Raw genomic sequence first — 24348 nt, forward strand, 5'->3', positions numbered from 1 at the left:
GGCTAGCGCCCCGTGAAGGTTTCACGCAGCCGGCTGAACAGCCCGCCGTTGGATGCGTGGCTGTGGGTCGACCGAACCTCGGCGACATCGCGCACGCGTCGGCTCTTGAACTCGCGCAGCAGGTCGGCGTCCTGGTGGTCGAGCCGCTCCGGCACGACAACCTCGACGTGCACAAGCAGGTCACCGCGCGCACCGGACCGCAGGTGCGGCATCCCGTGACCACGCCGGGTGGTCACCGAGCCGGGCTGGGTCCCCGCGGGAATGGTGATCTCGGTCAGGCCGTCGATGATCGCGTCGACGGTCACCGTGGTGCCCAGCGCGGCGTCGACCATCGGCACCGAAATCGTGCAGTGCAGGTTGTCGCCGTCGCGCACGAAGATGTCGTGGGGTTGTTCGTGGATCTCGACGTAGAGGTCGCCGGCCGGTCCTCCCCCGGGTCCGACCTCACCCTGGGCCGCCAGCCGGACCCGCATGCCGTCGCCGACACCGGCGGGGATCTTGACAGTGATGTCGCGACGGGCCTGTACCCGGCCGTCGCCGCCGCACTGGTTGCACGGGTCGGGAATCACTTCGCCGACGCCGCGGCAGGTCGGGCACGGCCGGGCCGTCATGACCTGTCCCAGCAACGAACGCTGCACGGTTTGCACCTCGCCGTGACCGCCACAGGTGTCACAGGTCATCGGCGACGAGTTCCCATTGGTGCCGCGACCTTGGCAGCGGTCGCACAGCACCGCAGTGTCCACGGTGACCTGTTTGCTCACGCCGGTCGCGCATTCGGTGAGGTCCAGCCGCATCCGCAGCAGCGAGTCCGAGCCGGGCCGGACGCGTCCGATCGGGCCGCGCGACGTCGCTCCGCCACCGAAGAACGCTTCGAACACGTCACCCAGACCGCCGAATCCGCCGAATCCGTTTCCAGCTGACGCAGCGCTTTCCAGCGGGTCGCCGCCCAAGTCGACAATGCGCCGCTTCTCCGGGTCCGACAGCACCTCGTAGGCGGCGCTGATCTCTTTGAACTTCGCCTGGGCGCCCTCGTCGGGGTTCACGTCGGGGTGCAGCTCGCGCGCCAGCTTGCGATACGCGCGCTTGATCTCCGAATCGCTCGCGTTCTTACCCACGCCGAGCAGACCGTAATAGTCGCGTGCCACGCTTGACCTTCCTTAGACCCTCAGGCCTTGTTCAGCAACTGATGAGCGGCCATCAATAGATTGTGCATGCATTGCGGGTTCATCGCGTACCCAGCACTTCGCCGATGTACATAGCAACCGCGGCGACACTGGCGATAGTTCCCGGATAGTCCATTCGGGTGGGACCGAGCACACCCATCCCGCCGTAGACGGTGTCGAGGGTGCCATACGTGGTGGACACCACCGAGGTGCCTGCCATCTGCTCGGCCTCGGTTTCGTGCCCGATGCGGACGGTGATCTTGCCGGCTTCCTGTTGGGCGGCCAGCAATCGCAGCACCACGACCTGCTCCTCGAGCGCTTCCAGGATCGACCGCAGTGAGCCACCGAAGTCGGCGGTATTGCGCGTCAGGTTGGCGGTGCCGCCTAACAACAGCCGCTCCTCGCTGTGCTCGACCAACGACTCGAGCAGCACCGTCGCCGAGCGACCGACCGCGTCGCTCAGGCTTTTCGACTGTCCGCCCCGACCGTCGAGTTGAGCGGCAAGCTCAGCGACGGCGATCGATGCCGCGGAGAGTTTTTTGCCGTCCAGCGCCTGGCCGAGCATCTCGCGAAGCTGCGAGAGCTGATGGTCGTCGATGACGTCGCCGAGTTCGACGACGCGCTGGTCCACCCGGCCGGTGTCGGTGATCACGACCATCAGCAGGCGCGCCGGGGTCAGCGCGATGACTTCGAGGTGCCGCACGGTCGACGTCGACAGCGTCGGGTACTGCACGACGGCCACCTGGCGGGTCAGCTGGGCCAGTAGCCGCACCGCGCGGCGAAGCACGTCGTCGAGGTCGACCCCGGACTCCAGGAAACCCTGAATGGCGCGCCGCTCGGCCGAGGACAGCGGCTTGACGTCGTCGAGCCGGTCGACGAATTCGCGGTAGCCCTTCTCGGTGGGCACCCGACCGGAACTGGTGTGCGGCTGGGTGATGTAACCCTCGGCTTCCAGCACCGCCATGTCGTTACGCACCGTCGCGGAGGAAACCCCAAGGTTATGCCGCTCCACCAGCGACTTCGACCCGATCGGTTCCTGGGTGGCGACGAAGTCGGCGACGATCGCGCGCAGCACCTCGAAGCGGCGCTCGTCGGCAGTCCCCATCGGTATTCGCCCTCCTAACCCGGTCCAGTTTACGGGGATCACCAGCAACTACGGTTTCGTCGCCGCATCGTCGCCGCGCTAGCTGATGGCGCGGCTCCTTCTCCGTCCGCGCCGGACGGCATCGTCGCCGCGCTAGCTGATGGCGCGGCTCCTTCTCCGTCCGCGCCGGACGGCATCGTCGCCGCGCTAGCCTGTCTCAATGGCCACGTCGGGCACGGCTACGCCGAAGACCAGCCGCGGATGATCTTCAAAGGTGTGCGCGAAGGCAAGCCGTACCCGGAGCACGGCCTCTCCTACCGGGACTGGTCGCGGATTCCGCCGTGTCAGCTGCGCCTCGACGAAATCGTCACCACCACCACAGTGCTGGCGCTGGATCGCCTGTTATCCGAAGACTCCACCTTCTACGGCGATCTGTTCCCGCACGCGGTCAAGTGGAAGGGCGTCGTCTATCTGGAAGACGGCCTGCACCGCGCGGTGCGGGCGGCACTGCGAAATCGCACCGTCCTGCACGCGCGGCTACTCGATCTGGACGCGGTGACCCAGCAGGCTTAGCGGGGTGTCAGTTGACCGCGCTGGCCGCCTGGATCAGCGCAATCGCGGCCTCGTGTTGCAGCACCCAGGTGCCACCTTGATCGACGAACGCCAGCTTCTTCTCCACCGGCCCGGCGAACTTCGGCCCCGTGATGGAGACGTCGGCGCTGGCTCCATTCGGGCCGATCGGCGCGATATTGCTGAAGGCGAACTGTTCCGGGAAGTTCCCGTTGCGATACGCCTTACGCAGATCATGGTCGGCGACGTGGCCCTCCTCTGCGCTGATGCCGTTCTCGACCAGACCGAACTTGGTCTCGTACGACACGCCCGGGTCGGTGACGCGGTTCGCCAGGTCGGTGAGCGTCTGGGGGCTGGGCAGCGCGGGCTGGCCCGGCGCGGGCGGCGGGTCGAGTGGTGCGCTGAGCACGACGGGCCGCACCTGCAGCGCGGAGGTGTCGCCGCTGGCCAGTGACGTCACGCCGGCTGCGGCGGCTCCTATGGTGGCCACGGCCGCCACCCCGGTGGCGAGCAATTTCACGGTCATCGTTGTCCCTTCGATTTACACCAGAACACGGGGTGTCGTACCCCCTGTTGTCGTACATCAAGCCACTTGCGAGTGGCGCTGGCAAGCAACGCGCCCTAGCCGGCGTGTATCCGCCACTGCGCCGCATCGCGTTGCTGGCTCCAGAATTCGTCGAAACGTCCACCGGCGGTGAGCAACTCGTCGATCGCACCGTCTTCGACGATGTTTCCGGCATCGAGGAACAAAACTCGGTCGGCGTGCCGGATGCTGGCCAGCCGGTGCGCGACGATCACCCGGGTCCGCGGCCGCGGGTCCGCGGTGAGGGCGTCGACCACGGCGGCCTCGTTCTCGGTGTCCAGAGCGCTCGTCGCCTCGTCGACCAGCAATATCGGTGCCGGTTTGAGTAGCGCACGCGCGATGCTGACCCGCTGGCGCTCACCCCCGGACAGCGCCGAACCGGCTTCGCCGACGACGGTCTCGACGCCGGCGGGCAGCCTGCCGGTGAGCTCGTCGACCCTGGCCAGCGCCACCGCGCGGGCGAACTGATCGTCGCCGGCGGCGGGGTCACCGGCGGCCACGTTCTCCCGGATCGTCCCGTGGAACAGGTAGGGATGCTGGAACACCACGCTGGTCGCGGCGCGGCGCGCCTCGGCATCCAGCGACGCGACGTCGACGCCGTCCACCAGGACACGCCCCCGGGTGGGCTGATACAGCCCGGCGATCAACGCCAGGATGGTGCTCTTGCCCGAGCCGGACGGCCCGACGATCGCTGTCGTGGTTCCGGGGTCGAGAGCAAAACTCACCCGGTCCAGCACCGGCGCGCTTGCGCCGTCATAGCCGAACGTCACGTCGTCGAACTCGATGCGTGGCGCGTCGTGACGAGGGCCTGTCGCGGTACCGGTCGCCATGATCGGCGCATTGAGCACCGAGCGGATTCCGTCGAGTGTGGCGCGGGTGCTCTCCAACGCGGGCGCCAGTTCGCTGATCGAGGTGAACGGTTCGAGGTAGCGGGCGATCACGACGATCAGGGCGATCGACTCGGGGACAGTCAACGTGCCGGACAGCGTCAGCGCGGTGGTCGCACCCGCGAACAGGATCAGCGCCAGCTGGCTCGCCAGACTGAACAGCAGCTGGCCGGGAACCTGCATGCCCAGCAACCGCATCGTCGCGCCGTGCTGCGCGGCCAACGCATCACCCACCAGGCTTCTGGCCGGCTCGACGCGGCGCGCGGCGCGCAACGCCTGCTGGGTGCGGGCGAATTCGATGATCCGCTCGGTAAGCGCGGTATTAGCTTGGGCCGCAACCTGATCGGCGCGCCGGGCGAGCCGGGCCGACGCCCACAGCGCACCCAACATCACCGGCACACCACCCAGCGCGGCCAACCCGAGCTGCCAGGACACCGGCAGCAGCGCCACGCCGATCGCGGCGGGTAACAGCACCGCAGTCAGCAGTGGCGTCAACAGGTTGACCGCGAGGCCGACCAGTTCGGGTCCGGTCGCGGCGATGGCCTGCCGCGCCGTCGCGGTGTTGTCCGAAGTGAACCATTCCATCCGCACATCCGGCAGCCGGTCGGCGACGTCGTGCTGGGTGTGGTCAAGGACGGCGAACCCGAGATCGAAACCGATTCGCGCCGTGATGAAGTCGATCACCCATCCGGCCGCTGTCGCGACGGTAAGCCAGCCCAGCCATCCGAGCGCCCGATGCGGCGCGTCGCTGAACAACGCTCCGACCAACGGAACCAGCAGCACGGTGCCGACCGCGCGAACCGCCACCGAGACGATCGCGAGCACGGCGTAGGCAACGACGTTGCGGCGACGGTCCGCGGGGACCAGGCTTATCCAGGTGCGGATCATCGGACGGCCTCGGTCGCGGTGACCGGGTCGCGGTGGCCGCTGTCCCACAGTCGTCGATACCGTCCGCCGGCGGCCAGCAACTCGTCGTGGGTGCCCTGTTCGGCGATCCGCCCGTGGTCGAGCACCACGATCTGGTCCGCTCCGGCGATGGTGTGCAGTCGATGTGCGATCACCAGCACCGTCCGCTCCCGGGTCAACCGGTTCAACGCCTGCTGCACAAGGTATTCCGACTCGGGGTCGGCGAACGCCGTGGCCTCGTCGAGGATGAGAACGCCGGTGTCGGCGAGGATGGCGCGGGCAATCGACAGTCGCTGGCGTTCCCCGCCGGACAGGCCGCTGGCCGCGCCGAGCATGGTGTCGTAGCAGTGCGGCAGTCGCATGATCCGATCGTGGATCTGTGCCTCGCGGGCCGCGGCCTCGACCTGTCCTGGTGTGGCATCGGGCACCGCGAGCGCGATGTTCTGGCTGACCGTCCCGCGCACGAGCTGGGTCTCCTGCAGGACGAATCCGACGCGGGTGTAGAGCTCGTCGGCCGTCATCGAGCGGATGTCTTGGCCGGCAACGCGAATCGCGCCCTGCTGCACGTCGTAGAAGCGGGCCAGCAGCGCGGCCAGTGTCGACTTGCCGGATCCGGACGGCCCGACCAGCGCGGTGACCGTGCCGGGCCGCAGCGTGAGCGACACATCCTGGATCACCGGGACGTCGGGGCGGTAGCCGAAGCTGATCTTGTCGAACACCACGGTGGCCTTGTCCGATGCCCGGTCCGGATCGTCACGCACCGCGAGATCCGGCTCGTCGAGCGTGACCTGAAGGCGCCGGGCGGCCAGCAGACCGGCACGGATACCGCCGAGCCCGTAGGCGATGTTGAGCAGTCGGGCGCCGAAGGTGGTGCCCAGCAGCAGGAACGGCAGCAGGTCGACCGGATTCATCTGCCCGCCGACCACCAGTAGTGTGCCCGATGCGGCGATCAGCCAGAGGAAAGTCGTTGGCCGCGTGGCCAAATCCATCATCGTCTTCTTGCCGGCCAGCGGACGCTGCCAGTCGACGAGGAAGCCGACGTACTCCTCGAGGCGACGGCGGAAACTCGACGCAGCGGCACCACCGAAGACGCGGATCACCGGCTGACCCTCGAGGTAGGCGCCGGCCTCGCCGCTCATCCGCTCCGCCCAGCGTTGCGACTGCGGGATTTTCGGGCCGGACTGGATCGTCATCGACGAGGTCAGCACCAGATAGAACAGCACCGGCAGGAACAACACCAGCGCCACCCGCCAGTCGACGACGAACAGGTAGACCAACACGGCGAGCGGCGCGATGATCGCAGCGACGGCATCGGGAATCGCGTGGGTCACCAAGTAGTGCAGCGACAATGTGTCGTCGGCGATGAGCTGCTTGATCGAACCCGACCCGCGGGCGGTGAACCAGCCCAACGGCAACCGCGACAGCTTGCGCAGCAACCGCGAGCGCAGCTCGCTGGCGAACCGCGCGTCGACGACGTGCAGCCACAGCGTCAGCCCGGCACCGAGCACGGTGCCGAAGCCGAGTAGCGCCACCGCCGCGAACCCGACCTCGCGGAGGCGGGCCGAATCGACACCGGACAGCAGCAGCCGAGCCAGCTCGACGAGCAGGACGAACGGCGCCAGCTGCACCAACGTGATCACCGCCTGCAGCACCCCGGAGGCGATCAGCGCCGAGCGCAGCGGTGCCAGCAGGCGGCCAGAGGCCTGCGCGCGCCAGCTTCCGCGCGGCGTCGTTAATTCCTGTTGCACCACAGCTTGTTCCGGTTGGACGACGGTAACGGCATCAGCCGGCGGTTCGTCACCGCGGCGGGTGCCCATCGCACGTCCGGCGCTCCAATACGCCTGCGCGTGGATTTCGGACTTGGGGAACCCGAAGTCGTCGCGCAGCCGGCTCCGAACATGTTTGAGCGCGGTCGCTTCCGGTGTCGCCCAGGCGTACCAGTCCGACCAGTCGCGGTTCTCGATCGCCGCCGCCAACGATTTCTCGTCGCGTCGGGTCACCCAGTGCACCCGCAATCGCGGATGCCGGGTGAGCGGGATCAGCGTGTCGTTGTCGTCGTGCTGCTCGAGATACACCTCGATCGGAACCTCTTCGGGTACAACGCCGATGATCCCGTTGATCCCCGGGATCGACGCCGAGTCACCGATCAGCAGATAGCCCGCGGGCGGTTCGGCAGGTGTGTCGAAACGCGACGAACCCATCAGCGACATCACGGCGATCGTCGCGCCGGGCTCGACGGTGCGGGCCCACAACGACGCCGGACCGGCCGGGTCGTGCAGCACCACGTCGACGGCGAAGCGGCCGGCGGGCACGTCGGCTTCGGAAATGGTGTACGCGCGCTGGAATTCGGTGCTCGAGCCTTCGGGGTCAGGGAACCAGAACCGCAGCCAGGCCGCCGGCTCGGCCTGAGCGTCCTCGAACAGGGTCGGCGACTCCATCCGAATCCGCACGAAATGTGGTGCAATCCAGATGGTTTCGAGGACGGACGCGGTGTGGTCGCGGGCACCGAAGCCCCGCAGCATGGCACCCTGGAACCCGCGTGCCATCAGCGATCCATCGCCTCGCGCAGGCTCTTCGGCCGTATGTCGGTCCAGCTCTCCTCGACGTAGGCCAGACACTGTTCACGGCTGGCTTCGCCGAAGACCTTGTGCCAGCCGGCGGGAACGTCGGCGAAGGTCGGCCACAAGCTGTGCTGGTCCTCGTCGTTGACCAGCACGACGAACGTGCCGGCCTCGTCGTCAAAGGGGTTGGTGCTCATCATCTCTCCTGGTCAAAGAATCGGTACCGGTGCTCAACTCGGCGCCCAGCACCCGGTCGGACAGCAGCCCGAGACAGCTGAGGTTGGGGAAGCCGGGACCCTGATTGAGCCCGGCGAGGTTGGGCAAGAACAACTTCGGTGCGACGTCGATGACCGCGAGGTCGTGTCCGATCGCTTCCTGGACGCGGTCGCCGCTCAGCGGACCGCCCAGCCCCAGCTCGAGCAGGTCGAGCGCGTCCTGACTGAACAGCGTGGTGAACCACAGCGGGTCGGCGCCCGATCCGTCGATGACCAGGTCGAAACCATGGACCGTTTCCAGGTTTTCACTGCCGCGGTTGGTCGACAGCGTGAGCCGGATCTGCTCGTCGCGGCCCACCGCGTGCGCCACCCGTCCGCGTAGGTGGCGGATGCGATCGTCGGCCAGCAGCGCATCCTGGACATTGGACGAGAACACCCCGCGGTCGGTCCGGGCGATCGCATCGCGCCGCTCGTCTACCGTCAGCGCCGTCCAGTCGCTGGGGTCGGAGAACAGCGCGTTTTCGAAGAAGCTCTCACCGCGGGTGAACAACGTCACCTGCGGCGAGATGACCGTGATCGTCGAAACCCGGTGCCGGAACAGCTCGTTGAGCATCGCAGCGGCTGTCTCGCCGCCGCCGATCACCGCCACCCGCTCCGCGCTGATCCGTTCGTGCTGACCGGCGCGATGCCAGAACTGTGCGATCGACAACACCCGCGGATTGCCCGGCAGCAGTGACCGCTCGGCTTGTCCGGGCCCGGTGATCATCAAACCGTCTGCGTGAACTGTGGTTTCATCGGTGTGCAGCGCCCACTGCTCACCGTCCACCGCGAGCTTCTCGACGTCACCGTAGATCACGGTCATGCCGATCTGGTCGGCGACCCAGCGCAGGTACTGGCTCCACCGCCGGTGTGTGGGCGCGGGTCTGCCGCGGTCGATCCACTGCGCGAACTCGCTGGTGGCAATCAGATACGACTGCCAGCTGTAGCGCATCATCCGCTCGTCGAGTTCGGCGTTGCGACGCGGCACCAACGACGAGCGGTACGGAAAGCCGACGTCTTTCTCCGGGCTGGTTCCCAGTCGTTGCGCGCCGTCGGTCCAGCCGCCGCTGGCCTGCCAGTTGGCACCGACTCCGATCCGCTCGACGGCGACGACGTGCGGCGCGTCGACGCCCATCTCGGCCAGCACGTGCGCCTTGGCAGCAACGGCCACCGCTTTCACTCCGCCGCCGAGCACGCCCAGTGTGCTCATGTCACCATCTCCTCGAGCGCCTGCCGCCAAAGTCCTTGCAATTCGGTGATATCCGACTGCCCGAGAATGTCGGGAAGCGAACGCCACTGCGTCACCAACACCTGATGCTCGCCACTGCCCAGCACGGTTGCGACCAGGCTCAGCTCATAGCGCACCGCCAGATCCGGCTCGGGCAGCGGCGACACTCCGTTCAGCAGGCTACGGTCCAGCCACAGCCCGTTGGTACCACTGACGTCGGCGTGACCGAGGTAGTTCAGCAGCAGCTGCGGCCCGTCGAACTCAGCGAGCCGATTCGCGGTGTCCCGGCGAAGGTAGCGCAGCAACCCGTAATCGACACCGTCGCCGGGGATTGCGGTCAACAGTTCGTGCACCCGTCGCGGGTCCTCGGTGTCCACTCGCAGCGGGTAGATCGCGCTGAGCAGTCCCACGGTCTCGGTGCTGTCGATGCCGCCGTCGAACAGGGCATCGGCGCGGCCGTGGGTCTCCAGCGCGAGCAACGGCGGCGGCGTCGGCTGGCCGCGACTCTGCCGCCATCGGGTGATCACCTGCGCCGCCGCCGCGACGAGCACCTCGAACACCGGCAGGCCCGACCGCATCAGCCGGGCGGTGGTCGCGGTGTCGAGCATCGCGGTCGACACCAGCAGATCGCGCGCACGGTCGGTGGCCGGCCGCAGCCGTCGCTGTCCGAGGTCTGGGTCGTCGCCGGCGAGCTGCGCGGCCCAATACGGCTCGCTGTCAAGGGTTTCGGCGCGCCCGGCCATCGCCCGAACCCAACGCCGGTAGCTGGTGTGCTCACGCACCGGCGCGGGTGTCATGCCGGCGAGCAGGGCGTGCAGGGTGGCGTCGAGTTCGCCGAGCACCACTTGCCAGGACACCGGGTCCATGGCCAGCACATGGGCGGCCAGCACCAGCACACTCTGCCCGGTCGGGGGCCGCAGCCATGTCGCCGCGACGAGCTTTCCACGCTCGGGGTCCAGGCCGTCGATCGCGCGCGCGGTGTGTTCGCGGACGGCGGCCTGCAGGTCGTCGGCCACCGATACCTCGGTCAGGAACTCGCCGGCCGAACCGGCGTGCAACGTCATGGTGGCGCGGTCCAGCCGACTGCGCAGCACTTCGTGTCCGTCGACGATGATCGCCAGCGCCGCGCGCAACTGGTCCCCGGTCACGCCGTCGGGCAGCCGGATCGCCTCGGCCTGCGCCAATCTGCGCGGCTCGCCGAACTCGTAGAGCCAGTGAGCGTTGGGCAGCAACGGTATTGGCCCGGTCGCGTCGTCGGCTTCGAGCGAGGTGTCATGCCCGTAGAGGGCCTCGGCGTCTATGGCGGCGGCGAGTTCGCGAACGCTGCCGCATTCCAGCACCAGCCGAGCCCGCAGCGCGAGGCCGCGGCGACGGGCCGACTGGACGACCGACAGTGCCACGATGCTGTCCAGGCCCAGTTCCAGGAAGCCGGCGTCGGGCTCAATCCTGTTGACCTGAAGTATCTCGGCGAGCACGTCGAGCAGCGTCGACTCGGTGGCGGTCTGCGGCTCGCCTCCGGCGGGCTCCGCCGTGTCGGCCGACTCGATTGCCGCCAAGGCGGCTTCGTCCAATTTGCCGTTCGCGGTCAGCGGAATCTCGTCGACGATGACGATGCGCTGCGGAACCATGTAGCGGGGCAGCCGACCGACCAGCATGCGGCGAAGCTCCGGTAACGAGGTCGAATCACCCACCGCCACATAGGCAGTCAACCGCGGAACACCGCGGTGCTCGTGTACCACCACGCAGGCCTGCCGCACGCCGGGGTGTGATTCGAGGACGACGGCAATCTCCGCGGGTTCGACGCGGTGGCCGCGGATCTTCACCTGAGCGTCAGCCCGGCCGACGTAGTGCAGCGATCCGTCGGGCTGCCGTCGGACCAGATCGCCGGTCCGGTACATCCGTTCGCCGGTGCCGAACGGATCGGCCACAAACCGCTGGACGGTCTCGGGTGCACGGCCCAGGTAGCCGCGGGCCAACTGCGCGCCGCCGAGATACAACTCCCCCGCCACCCCGTACGCCACCGGCCGCAGCGCGGAGTCCAGCACGTAGCCGCGGGTGGATGTCGTCGGACGCCCGATCGACGGTTCGTCGTAGTCGTCGATCGCGGCCACCACCGCTTCCACCGTGGTTTCGGTTGGGCCGTAACAATTGAAGGCGGTCATCCCGGTGCGACGGCACGCCGCGCGAATGAACGACCAGGAAGCGCCGCCCAAGGCTTCGCCACCCAGCGCCAGCACCGCCAGCGGGACGCGGGTCAGCAGGCCGGCCGACCGCAGTTGGGCGAACATCGACGGGGTGGTGTCGATCATGTCGACGCCGTGCTCGGCGATGGCCGCGACCAACGCTTCGGCGTCGGTCTGCGTGCGCTCGTCGACGACATGGACGGCGTGACCGTCGAGCAGCGCGACCAGCGGCTGCCAGGCCGCATCGAACGCGAAGGACCACGCGTGCGCGATGCACAGCGGGCGGCCCAGCCGCTTCGCCGCCGGCCGGAGCACATGGTCGACGTGGTCATCGGCGTATGCGCCGACGGCGGCGTGAGTTCCGATGACGCCCTTCGGTTCTCCCGTCGTCCCCGAGGTGAACACCACATACGCGGCCTGGTCCGGGCTGACGTCGACGGGCCGGAAATCGTCGGAGCCGTCGACGTCACGGACGACGTCGTCGTCGATCACGATGGCCGCGCCGCTTTGCCGCAGGATCGAGTTCACCCGTTCTGCGGGCATTGCCGGTTCCAGCGGGACGTACATCGCGCCGGTCTTGAGCACCGCCAGGATCGCGACGATGTAGTCCGGTCCGCGGGGCAGCGTGATCGCGACTGGGCTTTCGGCACATGCACCGCGGGCGGACAGCGCGCCCGCCAGCCGGTTGGCCGCCGTATCGAGTTCGCGGTAGCTCAGGGCGCCACCCGCCCAGGTGATCGCCGAGCTGTCCGGCGTCCGTGCGGCGGCCGCTGCGAACCGCGTGTGAATCCCCTGCTTCGTAGCGGATTTCGTTGGTGAACCAACCAGCGGCGCCGACTCGTCGGCAGTCAGGATGCTGACGTCGCGCAGCGGGCGGTCCCAGCTGTCCAGCAGCCGCTCGGCGGTGCTCAGCAACCGGTCGCCCAGCATCTGCGCGGTGGTGTTGCCCAGCGCGCTGTCGATCACCTCGACCATCAGAACCAGCCCATCGTCGGCCATGTGCGCCGCGAGCACGATCGGGAAATGGGTCAGGCTTTCCACTGCGGCCGGCCGGAATGTCACTCCGGTGCCGACCAATTCGTCGCCTGCGGCCAAGCCGCCGGTCGGAAAGTTCTCGTAGACCAGCAGCGAGTCGTACATTTCGCCGACACTGCCCAGCGCGCGCAGCTGCGCGTGCCCGAGGTAGCTGTGCTCACGCAGCATCGCCGAGTCACGTTGCACCGCCAGGCATTGCTCACCGGCAGGGGTGCCGGGATCGAGCTGCACGCGTAACGGGACGGTGTTGATGAACAGGCCGACCATGGTCTCGACGCCGGTCAACTCGGCCGGCCGGCCGGACACGGTGACCCCGAAGACCACGTCGGTGCGGTCGGTCAGCCGCGACACGATCAATGCCCATGCCGTCTGCAGCACGGTGTTCAGCGTGACTCCGCGCGAGCGGGCGCCGTCGACCAGTCGCTTGGTCGCCTGGGCGCCGAGCTGCAGTTCGGTGCGCCGCGGCAGACCGGCGGCCTTGCGCGCGGCGTCGGAGCCGCCGAACGCGGCCGCCAGCATTGTCGGGCCCGGCATGCCGGCCAGATGCTCGCGCCACACCCGTTGGCTGGCTTGCTGATCGCGGCCCGCGAGCCAGCCGATGTAGTCCCGGTATGGCCGTGGCGCCACCGGCAACGCGGCGGGATCCCCGCCGGCCCGGTAGAGAATCATCATCTCGGTCACGAACACCGGCAGCGACCAGCCGTCGATGACGATATGGTGTGCGGTGATCACCAACCGCCAACGCGCATCGGGCAATTCGATGAGCAGGAAGCGGATTGCCGGTCGCCGTTCGAGGTCGAACGGGCGTCGCCGCTCGTCGGCTTCCAATTCCCCGAGGTCCGCCGCGGCGGCGGTGACGTCCCGCCAGGGCAACTCGACCCGGGACGGGACGATCTGCACCGGCCGCGGGATGCCCCGGCTGAAGAAGCTGGCCCGCAAGTTGGGGTGGCGGATCAGCATCGTCGACGCGCAGTCGCGAAGCAACGCGACGTCCAGTGCGCCGAAGATGTCGGCGGCCATGCCGATCACGTACGGATCGTCGGCGGGTTGGCCTTCGCTGAATTCCGCCAGTGCAGTCAGCGAATACAGCCCCTCCTGCAGCGGGCTCAGCGCCATCACGTCCTCGATGTCGGAGGTGACGTCAGCCTGAGTGTCGGCGGCTGTCATGATGTTCCGTCGCGCGATGCCGACCACAGTTGGGTCACCGCGGCCAGGTCGGCCGGTGAGAGTCCCGAGGTGCTCATCGGCTCGAATCGGGTCTCGATCGGCTCACCCGCGTCACCCGCTTCGAATGCGTCGACGGCGGCGGCCAGTTGCTCGACCGTGGGGTTTTCGAACACCATGCGGGGGTTGACGTTCAAGCCGACCGCCCTTGCGCGAGAGGCCAACTGGACCGACAGGATGCTGTCGCCACCGAGTGCGAAGAAGTCGTCGGACCGCCCGACGTCGGCGGTCGACAACAGGTCGGCGAACACCGCGGCCAGCGCGCGCTCGGTCGCGGTGCGCGCCGGATCGGTCCGGCCGCCGGTGCTGACCGCCGGCCGCGGCAGCCCCGGCCGGTTCAGCTTGCCCGACTCGGTCTTGGGCAACGCGTCCAGCACGGTCAGCGACGACGGCACCATGTATCCCGGCAATGCGTTGCTGACCGCGGCCCGCACCGTGGCCGCGAACGACGCCTTAACCGCCTCGTCCGCGATCGGCCGTTGCGGCACAACGTATCCGGCCAGGCTGGTGCCGTCGTGCAGGTCCCAGGTGCGGGCGGCGGCGGCCGCCACCCCGTCGGCCGCTGTCAGCGCGGCCTCGACTTCGGCGAGCTCGACCCGGAATCCGCGCACCTGCACCTGATGGTCGGCGCGACCGGCGAACTCGAGTTGACCGTCCTCGGTCCATCTCGCGAGATCGCCACTGCGGTACAACCGGCTACCGGGGTCGCCGCCGAAAGGATTGGCCACAAATCGTGTCACGGTCAGCGCGGGACGCTTCCAGTAGCCGCGAGCCAACTGGTCACCGGCGTAATACAACTCGCCGACAACACCGACCGGCACCGGCCGCATGCCGTCGTCGAGCAGATACGCCGACGCTCCGGCCACCGGCGAACCGACGAGCGGCTTGGGTGGTCCCAGCCGACCCCGGGACACGGCGCCGGATGTCTCGGTCGAGCCGATGTTGTTCAACAGTTCGGGGCCGCCCGCGCACGCGGCTGTCAGCCGTTGCAACAGCGAACTGCTCACCGGCTCTCCGCCGCACACCAGCCTCGCGAGCGAGCCGACCGCATCCGGAGAGCTGTCGACGAGTGCGGACACCAGGCTGGGCACTGCGGTGATCTGTGCGACCGATTCGCGTTTCATCAGCGCCGCAAGGGCTTCGGCGTCGCGGTGCTCGGCGTCGTCGGCCAGGATCATGGTGGCGCCCGCGGCCAGACCGGCGAGCAGTTCCATGCCGCCCTCCAGGAACGTCATCGAGGCCTGCGACAGGCGGATGTCATCGGCGGTCCGCGGCGGGTAATTCCGCAGCTGCCAGTCCAGGCGGGCCGCCATCGCACGTTGAGTACCTACGGCGCCCTTGGGTTTTCCGGTCGATCCGGAGGTGAAGACCAGGTACATCGGATCGTCGGGATGCGGCAACCGGTATGCGGCAGCGCGGTCGGGGCCGTCCACAGCGGCACGCACCGCCGCGTCGTCCAGCGAAAGCACGACGCCCGCATAGTCTTCCGGCATGGTGTCGACCGCTTCGATCGTCGCCACCACGACCGGTGGCCGCACGTCGTCGAGCATGAACTGCTTGCGTGCCAGCGGGTAGTTGGGGTCTATCGGGAAGTATGCGCCGCCGGCCTTCACGATGGCCACCAGTGCCACGACCATGTCGATGCTCCGTCGCATCGACAGCCCGACGAATGAGCCAGGCCGCACGCCATAATCGGTGAGAAGCGCCGCGAGGTTGTCCGAACGGCGATGCAGGGCAACGTAGTCGAGTTCCTCGCCGGCGCAACGAACAGCGATTCGCCCGGCCGGTAGCGCCCGGCTCGGCTCGAGGAGCTCCGGTACCGTGCGGGGCCGATCGGATGGCGGCTGTTCGCCTCGGCTCCAGTCGGTCAGGATGCGCTGCTGCTCGTCGACATCGGTCAGCACCACATCACGCACGCTCTGGTCGATGTCATCGGCGAATTCGGTCACCACCCGGGTCAGCCAACCGGCCACCCGTTCGATCGTGCTCCGCTCGTACAGTTCGGTGCGAAATACGAGATGGCCGTTGTACCCGATCCCGTCGGACCCGTCGGTGCCGAAGAAGTTGACGCTCAGGTCCGCGTGGGCCATGTCGAACGCCGGGTCCAGCGATTCGCAGATGGTGTCCTGCTCGATGATGCGCGTGGCCGGCAGGTGATCCCGCACATGCACGACGACCTGGAACAGCGGATTACGCGACAGCGATCGCACCGGGCTGACACTGTCGACCACCCGGTCGAACGGCAGGTCTTGGTGTGCGTAAGCGGCCAGCGCCGTTTCCCGCGCCCGAGCCAACACCTCCCGCAGTGTCGGGTTGCCGCTCACGTCGTTGCGCAGCACCAGGATGTTCACGAAAAAGCCGATCAATTGGTCCAATTCGGCCTCGGTGCGGCCGGCCACCGGCGTGCCCAGCGGGATGTCGGTGCCGCCGCCCGCTTTGTGCAACACGACAGCGACGGCGGCCTGCAGCGCCATGAATTCGGTGACGCCCAATTCGCGGCACCGGTCGGCGAGCTTCGCACGCGTCGCCGCGTCGATGCTGAACGTCACCGATTCGCCGTCGCCGCTGGGCAGCGGCGGGCGCGGGAAGTCGGGTCGCAGCCCACTGTCCTCGGGCAGGCCGGATAGCCGGCGTGTCCAGTAGTCCCGTTCCGCGGCGGCGACCGGGGTTTCCTGTCCGCCCGGCTCGCCCAGGAAAGTTCGTTGCCAGGCAGCGTAATCGGCGTATTGCACGCGTAGCGGCGCCCACGACGGGGCATCACCGGCACGGCGTGCCCGGTATGCCGTGATCACGTCGGCGAACAGCACGCCGGCGGACCAATGGTCGGATGCGATGTGATGAACCACCAGTGACAGCACGTGTTCCGCGCCGGCCCGCAACACGGCGACTCGGATCGGCCACTCCCGGTCGAGCTCGAAGCAGTGTCGCCGTTCGGCTTCCAGCCGCTCATGTAGCCAGGCCTCACCGTCGCCGTCGGCGCGGTGCACCGTCGGCTCGGCGGCGTCGTTGATCACCTGATAGGGCACGCCGTCGGCGTCGATGTAGGTGGTGCGCAGGATTTCGTGACGGGTGATGACGTCGCCGACCGCGGCGACCAACGCGTCGATGTCCCAAGGTCCGGTCAGCCGGGCCGCGAACGGGATGTTGTTGACCGGGCTCGGCCCGTCGACGCGGTAGGCGAACCAGCTGCGCAGCTGCGAGGCCGACAGCGGTAACGGCTCGTCGTGGGCGGTCGCGATCAGCTTGGGCCGTGATGGCGCCCGCTCGCCCGAGCGCAGCTCGTCGACCCGCTGCGCGAGCAGGCCGACGGTGCCCAACTCGAAAATGTCGCGGATGCCCAGTTCCACATCGCATTCCGAGCGGATCGCGGTGACGAGCTTGGTGGCGACCAGGGAATGGCCGCCCAGGTCGAAGAACGAGTCGTCGACGCCGACCCGGTCGTGGCCGAGCAGCCCGGAAAACATTGTCGCGATACGGCGTTCGGTCGCGGTGGCGGGGTCGCGATATTCCGCTTTCGCCTGGATCGCCGGCTGCGGCAGCGACGTGCGATCGATCTTTCCGTGCGCGGTGATCGGGATCTCGTCTAGCACGACGTATGCCGCCGGGGTCATGTACTCCGGCAGCGCAGCGGCCACCCTGGCGCGGATCCGGCCGAGGTCGACGGTCTCGTGGCCGGCGCCGCCGAGCGGAGTTATGTAGCCCACCAGGCTTTTACCCAGTTGCGGCAGGTCCGAGGCCACCACGACGGCCTGCCCGACGCTGGGGTCGACCGAGATCGCGGCCGCGACCTCGCCGAGTTCGATGCGGAAACCGCGGATCTTGACCTGCTCGTCGGCGCGGCCGACGAACTCGATGTCCCCGTCGGCGTTTCGCCGCGCCAGGTCACCGGAACGGTACAGCCGCCCGCCCGGGGTGAACGGGTCGGCGACGAAACGCTCCGCGGTCAGAGCCGGCCTTCGGTGGTAGCCGCGTGCGACATGCGTTCCACCGATGTAGATCTCGCCGATGACGCCGACCGGAACCGGTTGCAGCGCATCGTCGAGCAGGTGGACCTGGGTGTTGATCTTGGGCCGGCCGATCGGCACCACCCGAGTACCTTGGGCGCCCTCCACCGGATAGCTGGTGGCGTTGACGACGGTCTCGGTGGGCCCGTAGAAGTTGTACAGCAGCGCGTCGAAGGTGGCGTGGAACTTGTCGGCGATCTCGCCGGGCAGCGGCTCACCACCGATGGGCACCCGGCGAAGTGTGCGCCACTGGTTGACGCCGGGCAACGACAAGAACAGTCCGAGCAGCGCCGGGACGAAGTGCATCGAGGTGATGCCCTCATGACGTAGCAGCTCGGTCAGGTATGCGATGTCGCGCAGCCCGTCCGGTCGCGGAATCACCAGCCGGGCACCGCAGATCAGCGTCCCGAAGATCTCGCCGATGGACACGTCGAAGCTCGGCGAGGCGACCTGCAGCAGCCGGTCGGTTTCGTCGACTCGGTACTCGTCGCCGAACCAGACGAAGTATTCGGCGATCGGCGCGTGCGGCACCGGGACACCTTTGGGTAGCCCGGTCGAACCTGAGGTGTAGATCAGGTACGCCGTGTTCTCCGGGCCCAGCGGACGGACCAACTCGTCGGCGGCCGGGTCGGTCTCCGGATAATCCGCGAGACCCGTAACAGGCTCGTGCAGAACCAGTTTCGCGTCGGCGTCCCCGAGGATGAAGGTCAACCGGTCTTCCGGATAGGTCGGGTCGACAGGCAGGTAGACCGCCCCGGCTTTGAGGATGCCCAGCGCCGTCGTGACCAGTTCGGGCGACTTGTCGATCAGCACCGCGACGCGGTCCTCGGTGCCGATACCTCGCTCGATCAGCCAGTGCGCGAGCCGGTTTGCTGCGGCGTTGATCTCGCGATAGCTGTACTGGCGGCCTTCGTACACGACGGCGACGGCATCCGGGGTGAGTTCCGCGCGCCGAGCCACCAGGCCCGGCAGCGTGCTGGCCGGGGTGGCGAAGTCCGCACCGGTCGAGACCCGGCGCAGCCAGTCGGCATCCGCGTCGCTGAGCAGTCCGCAGGCGGACAGGCTGGTGTCCGGGTCGGTGAGCGCGTTGTCCAGCAGGACGCCGTAGTGCCGCAGCAGCTGATCCACCAGCGGTCGATCCAAGACCTCGACCAGGTATTCGGCCTCGACGAGCGCACTACCGTCGGAAGCTGACTCAATCATCAGCCCCAGCGGCAGTTGATTGAGGTGGCTGCGCAACTCAGCGCGCGCGCAGTGCACTCCCGGCGGGCTGAACCCACCGCCGTCGGGCTCACGCAGCCCGAAGCTGACCCGGGTCATCCGCTCGGCGCCGTGCCGTCGGTCCGGATTGGAGGTCCGTACCAACCACTCCAGGTCGACGTGGGAGTGCGCCATCGCGCCCACGGCGCTGTCACGGGTCTGTATCAGCAATTCGCGGAACGTCATTCGTGGCTGCGGGCCCATCCGCATCACCAGGGTATTGCCGTAGTAGCCGATCGCACCCTCGGTGCCGGGGCCGCGGTTCAGCACCGGTGTGGCGACCAGGAAGTCGGAGGCGTGGGTATAGCGGTGAATCAGCGCGCCGAACGCGGCCATCAGCACCATGTACGGGGTGGCACCGGTTTGCCTGGCGAGCAGCGCAACCCGGTCCATCGTCTGCGCCGACAACCGCGCCGTCGCGCGCTGCGCACGCCAGCTGCTCGGCACCACCGAGCCGTTTGCACCGGGAAGCTCCAGCGGTTCGGGCAGCTTCGTCATCAACGAGCGCCAGTAGTCCAAGTCCTCATCGACGTTTGGCACCGCATCCGTCACGATCGGCAGCGGCCGCCCGGCGATGCTGTCCGGGTCGGCGTAAGCGGCGGTGAGGTCGGTGAAGAACGGCGCCCACGACCCGTCGTCCCAGGCGATGTGATGCGCGGTCAGGATCAGGATCAGCTCGTCGGCGCTCACCCGCGCGGCCGCGACCCGCAGCGGCGAATCACTGGTCAGGTCGAACGGCTGCTGAAACTGGCGCTGCGCCAACACTTCCAGCCGCAGCCTACGGGCCTGCTCGGCGAGTCCGGTCAGGTCGTACTCGGCCCACTCGGGTCGCAGCTCGTCGACGATCACCGGGTACGGAACGCCGTCACCGTCGGTCTGATAGGTGGTGCGCAGCATCGGATGCCGCAGCGCGACGGCGTCCACCGCACGATGCAGCTGCGACACGTCGACAGTGCCGGTCACACGATAGGAGGTGCAGACGTTGAGCAGCGCGCTGTCCGGGTCGACCGACTGCACGAACCACATCCGGCGCTGGCCGTCGGACATCGCCGGCACCTGAATGTCGGCAGCCTCGTCTGCTACCGGTCGAGCCAGGCCACGCTCGGTGATCCTGCGGCGCAACAACTCCAGGCGTTGCGCGTCAAGTGTGCCTATGCCGGTGGTGTCAGTCACCCGTGCACTCCAAACTTCCCACGATGTCGACCAATTCGTTGACGGAGATGCCCGCCAGCATCTGCGCCACCGGAGCCGCATGTCCGACGGCTCGGCGTAGCCGCTTGCGCAGGTCGAGTGCCAACAGCGAATCCAGACCGAGGTCGATGAGCGAGGCGGTCGGATCCATCGGCACCGACCCGTCCAAGTGCAGGGTCGCGGCGAGTTCGGTGCGCACCACATCGGCAAGCGGGCGACCGTCGAAGTGGTTGTGCCGCCGATCATTACCGGCTGCCGAAGGAGCACCGAACGACGCGGCAATTCCCTGGCTTTCGACGAAGACCCGGAGCCGGTCGAAGTCCGCCTCGAAGATCAGCGGGTCGTCACCATAGCGACTCAGGCTGGCCGCCACCGCTGCGTCAGGTCGCATCGCCGACAGACCGGAGCGCTCGGTGCGGGCGATCTCGGCTCCTTCGACGACTCCGGCGTCCTGCCACAGCCCCCAGCGGATCGCCGTGCAGTCCACTCCACGAGATCGAAGCTGGGCGGCCAGCACGTCGAGCATCCGGTTCGACGCGGCGTAGGCGGCGTGGCCGTGACCGCCCCACACCCCGAACACCGACGAGCACGCCAGGATTCGACATTCGGGCCGCAGCGGCCACACGTCGGCCATCGCCGTCAGCCCCGCCACCTTCGCCCCGCTCACTGCGGCCACGTCCGCTCCGGTGAGATCGGCATGCATCCGAACCGTCGCAATGCCCGCGGTGTGGATCAGCAGCGTTGCCCCGTCACCGGCGTAATCGGCGGCGAGGTCCGCCAGTGCGGCTCGGTCGGTGATATCGCATTGCGGCGCAGACACTTCGACCGGGTGTTGTCCGGCGAGCTTCTTTAGCGTCTCCGCGTCGACGCCGTTGCGGCTCAACAACACGATCCTGCGGGCACCACGCTCGATGCAGTACTGCGCGTAGCGCAGGCCGATGGCCCCGCTGCCACCGGTGATCACCACATTGTCCAGCGCGCCGCGGGCCGGCGAATCAACGACGCGGGCATCTCGCAGGGTCCGGACGTAACGTCGCGGCGTTGCGTCGATCGCGTTGGTGCGCAGCGCCATCACGCCGGGCTCACCGAGCAGTACGTCGACGATGGCGGTCGCGTTCCGCTCGTCGACTTCGCCGGAGCGGATGTCGAGGCTGCCGAAGGTCTGGTCGGGGAACTCGAAGCCGACGCTGCGGTGCATCGCGGCCAGAGCGGCGTGCGCGGGCGTGACGGTGTCGTCGGGCCCGACCCGCTCGCCGTCGGTGGTCAGCAGCCAGACCGTCCGGCATCGTGGGCCGATGATCGCGGCGTAGTCCGGCAGCCCCGCCCCGACCCGGCCGGCAAGCGCATCGACGGCCGCGGTGACGTCAAGCGTGTCGATCGGAGGGGCGATCACCGCGACGATCTCCGCGTCCTCCGGCGACACCTCGTCACAACCGGCGTGTTTGAGCAGCCGGGCCAATGCGCCGTCGGTATCGCCCACGATCGCGACACTGCAACGCGTTTCGGTGATCGAGGACCGCGACGCGACCTGCTGCCAATCTTCGACGGCCACGGTCAGCGAGGTCGCCGTGGTCGGTAGCTGCGGCGCGAGCCACAGGTGCACCGCACGCATGGGCGCATTCGGGAAACCGCGCAACGGGAGTCGGGCACCCCGGGAAAGCGTCTCCGCCCAGTGATAGCCCGGGTCGGCTGCCGCGACGGCCGCGACGTTCGCCGCCAACGTGTCCACGATCGATTGATCGCGACGACCCGAGCCCACGATCACCACTGACTCGTCATCGACGGATTCGACCAGCGGGTACAGCAGCGCGGGGTGCGCGGACATCTCGACAAAGGTATCGGCGCCGCATTTCTGGGCTGCGATCACGGCTTCGTCGAACCGCACTGTGCTGCAGAGGCTTTCATACCAGTACCGGGAAAAATCCGTGTCGGCGGTCACTTCGGCACCGGTCGCGGAGCCGATGAAAGCGTCCGGCCCGTCGCGGAACGTCGACTCGGGCAGCAACTCAGCCCATTGCGCGGCCGGCGGTCGCAGCGCGCTGGTGTGACCCGGATAGTCCACCGTGAGGAGGTGAGTGAACACGCCGCGTCGCTGCGCCGACTCGGTCAGCGCGACGACGGCGTCGCGGTCGCCCGACACCACCGTCGACGACGGCCCGTTGACCGCGGAGACCTCCAACCAGCCCGGCGCCTCGTCGACCAGGATGCGGGCGTCGTCAATGCCGACGCCGAGCGCCGCCATCGCGTATCGACCGGTCAGCCGGTCGACGACCGCGACGCGCGCACCCACCAGGGCGACCGCGTCGCACAGCGAGATCCTTTCGGCGACATAGGCCGCGGCGATCTCCCCGAGGCTGTGCCCGACGGTGATGTCTGGACGCACGCCGCACAGGCGCCACTGCTGAGCCAGGCTGACCGCGTGGACGAACTGGGCGCCCTGAATCTCGGTTCTCGCCCAGTCCCGGTCGCCGTCGCCGCACAGGTACGGCAGCGGTGACGGCAACCCGGCCACGACGAACGCCTCCGCGCAGCGGTCGGCCTCGGCGCGGTACCCGGCCAGCCGTTGGTACGCCGCCACACCCATCGCTTGCCACTGATTGCCCTGCCCGGGGAAGACGAACGCGATCGTCGGCGCACCACTTTTCGACGACCGGGTTACCAGCGGATGGTCTTCGCCGCGGACCAATGCGGACAGGCCGGCTACCAGTTCGGTCCGATCCGCGGCTCGCACCACCGCGCGGTGCCGCCGCACCCGGCGCAGCCGCAACAGCGTAAAGGCGACGTCGGCGGTCGGATCGTGCTGATCAGCGAGCCGATCCAGAAACTGCAGGATCGCCTGCGCATCTTGGCCGATCAGTTTCTCGTCATAGGCCGAAAGCAGCACCGGAATCCGGCCGTCGGGCAGTGGTTGGGCCAGCATCACGCGACCTCGGGAAGTGCGACGATGACGTGCGCATTGGTGCCGGCGATACCGAACGCCGAGGTGGCCGCGACCCGTCGCCCGTCGAGCGCGGGCCACGGCGTCAGGACCGTCGCGAGGCGCAAACCCTGCTTGTCCCAGTCGATCTCGGGGCTGGGGTCGGTGGCGTGCAGCGTCGCGGGTATTGCACCGTGTTCGGCGGCGACCAGAATTTTCGCGAGCCCCAGCGCGCCGCTGGCGGCCAACGCATGTCCCAGGTTGGATTTCACCGAGCCCAGCAGCGCTCCGCCCCCGGGTCCCGTGTCGCCGTAGGTCTGTGCCAGCGACTGCAATTCGGTGCGGTCACCGAGCCGGGTTCCGGTGCCGTGCCCCTCGACCATGCCGACATCGGCGGGCTGGATTCCGGCCTGGCTCATTGCTCTTCGGAACAATCTCACCTGGGCGTCGCCGCTGGGTGCGCTCAGCCCCGCGCTGCGGCCATCGTGGTTGACGGCGCTGCCGAGCACCTCGGCGAGAATTTGCCGGTCGTCGCGTAGTGCCGCCGACTTTCGTTGCAGCACAAAGACCGCCGCCCCCTCGGCCCAGACGGTGCCGCTGGCCTGCGCGCTGTAGGCGCGGCAGTGCCCGTCATCGGACAGGGCGTGCTGTTTGGAGAATTCCACGAAGAAGCCGGGCGAGCCCAGCACGTTGACGCCACCGGCCAGCGCCACGTCGCAGTCCCCGTCCTGCACGGCGCGCACGGCGGCGTGGAAGGCGACCAGCGCCGACGCGCAGGACGAGTCGACGGTCACCGCCGGCCCCATCGACCCGAGGGTGTAGGCGATCCGGCCGGAGATCACACTCAGGGCGGTCCCGGCGAGCAGATGTCCGCTGTATTGCGAGAACTCGGCCATCGACGGCCCGTATCCGGTCGCAGACGCGCCCAGATAGCAGCCCATGTCATGGCCGGCCATGTCGTCGGGGTTGATGCCACTGTTTTCCAGGGCCCGCCAGCACACCCGAAGTGCAACGCGCTGCTGGGGATCCATCGCGATGGCTTCCCGCGGCGAGATCCCGAAGAATTCCGGGTCGAACGTCGTCGCGCCGGTGAGGAAGCCCCCTCGGTCGTGAATCTCTTTGAAGCCGTTACGCCGTGACCCAGCGAACAGCTCGTGAACCGCCCAGCCGCGGTCGTCAGGAAACGGGCTCAGCGCCTCGCGGCCAGCAGACAACAACTCCCAATATGCCTCGGCGGTGTCGATGCCGCCGGGCGCTTCGATCGCCATTCCGACGATGACGATCGGATCGACGTCGGA

General features: G+C 68.3%; 12 protein-coding genes. 1 reads left to right on the forward strand and 11 read right to left on the reverse strand.

Annotation, left to right across the window (positions count from 1 at the left end; genetic code table 11):
- Positions 1-2: 2 nt before the first annotated feature.
- On the reverse strand, positions 3-1145 hold the full coding sequence (gene dnaJ / locus G6N27_RS07060) for a molecular chaperone DnaJ (RefSeq protein ID WP_163775695.1): 1143 nt from the start codon (positions 1143-1145) through the stop codon (positions 3-5).
- Between the two features lie 79 nt (positions 1146-1224).
- The gene (hrcA, locus tag G6N27_RS07065) at positions 1225-2268 is read right to left on the reverse strand and encodes a heat-inducible transcriptional repressor HrcA (RefSeq protein WP_163775696.1); all 1044 of its coding nucleotides are present in this window, start codon (positions 2266-2268) and stop codon (positions 1225-1227) included.
- A gap of 240 nt (positions 2269-2508) precedes the next feature.
- Between hrcA and G6N27_RS07070 the strand changes: the two genes are divergently transcribed.
- Positions 2509-2820, forward strand: coding sequence for a type II toxin-antitoxin system VapB family antitoxin (locus G6N27_RS07070; RefSeq protein WP_163775697.1), 312 nt, complete (start codon positions 2509-2511; stop codon positions 2818-2820).
- 7 nt (positions 2821-2827) lie between these two features.
- On the opposite strand, the gene G6N27_RS07075 is transcribed toward G6N27_RS07070, so the two are convergent.
- The 9 genes from G6N27_RS07075 to G6N27_RS07115 all read right to left on the reverse strand — a co-directional run bounded on the left by G6N27_RS07075 (position 2828) and on the right by G6N27_RS07115 (position 24318).
- The gene (locus G6N27_RS07075) at positions 2828-3343 is read right to left on the reverse strand and encodes a hypothetical protein (protein WP_163775698.1); all 516 of its coding nucleotides are present in this window, start codon (positions 3341-3343) and stop codon (positions 2828-2830) included.
- A 95-nt stretch (positions 3344-3438) separates the two neighbouring features.
- Complete coding sequence (locus G6N27_RS07080; RefSeq protein ID WP_163775699.1) at positions 3439-5175, reverse strand: ABC transporter ATP-binding protein; 1737 nt, start codon at positions 5173-5175, stop codon at positions 3439-3441.
- Positions 5172-7739, reverse strand: a complete 2568-nt coding sequence (locus G6N27_RS07085) for an ABC transporter ATP-binding protein/permease (protein ID WP_163775700.1) — start codon at positions 7737-7739, stop codon at positions 5172-5174. The genes G6N27_RS07080 and G6N27_RS07085 overlap by 4 nt, the downstream gene beginning before the upstream one ends.
- Positions 7739-7951, reverse strand: a complete 213-nt coding sequence (locus G6N27_RS07090) for an MbtH family protein (protein WP_163775701.1) — start codon at positions 7949-7951, stop codon at positions 7739-7741. The genes G6N27_RS07085 and G6N27_RS07090 overlap by 1 nt, the downstream gene beginning before the upstream one ends.
- Positions 7932-9218 (reverse strand): NADPH-dependent L-lysine N(6)-monooxygenase MbtG, encoded by a 1287-nt coding sequence (gene mbtG / locus G6N27_RS07095; protein WP_163775702.1) that lies wholly within the window; start codon positions 9216-9218, stop codon positions 7932-7934. The genes G6N27_RS07090 and mbtG overlap by 20 nt, the downstream gene beginning before the upstream one ends.
- Positions 9215-13621: a non-ribosomal peptide synthetase gene (locus G6N27_RS07100; protein WP_163775703.1), complete on the reverse strand. Its 4407-nt coding sequence runs from the start codon at positions 13619-13621 to the stop codon at positions 9215-9217. The genes mbtG and G6N27_RS07100 overlap by 4 nt, the downstream gene beginning before the upstream one ends.
- Positions 13618-20115 (reverse strand): non-ribosomal peptide synthetase, encoded by a 6498-nt coding sequence (locus tag G6N27_RS07105; RefSeq protein WP_163775704.1) that lies wholly within the window; start codon positions 20113-20115, stop codon positions 13618-13620. The genes G6N27_RS07100 and G6N27_RS07105 overlap by 4 nt, the downstream gene beginning before the upstream one ends.
- Positions 20108-23053, reverse strand: coding sequence for a mycobactin polyketide synthase MbtD (gene mbtD / locus G6N27_RS07110; protein ID WP_163775705.1), 2946 nt, complete (start codon positions 23051-23053; stop codon positions 20108-20110). The genes G6N27_RS07105 and mbtD overlap by 8 nt, the downstream gene beginning before the upstream one ends.
- Positions 23053-24318: a beta-ketoacyl [acyl carrier protein] synthase domain-containing protein gene (locus G6N27_RS07115; RefSeq protein WP_408632613.1), complete on the reverse strand. Its 1266-nt coding sequence runs from the start codon at positions 24316-24318 to the stop codon at positions 23053-23055. Before G6N27_RS07115 ends, mbtD begins: the two co-directional genes overlap by 1 nt.
- Between the last annotated feature and the right edge of the window lie 30 nt (positions 24319-24348).

It is taken from the genome of Mycobacterium cookii, from assembly GCF_010727945.1.
Taxonomy (GTDB): Bacteria; Actinomycetota; Actinomycetes; order Mycobacteriales; family Mycobacteriaceae; genus Mycobacterium; species Mycobacterium cookii.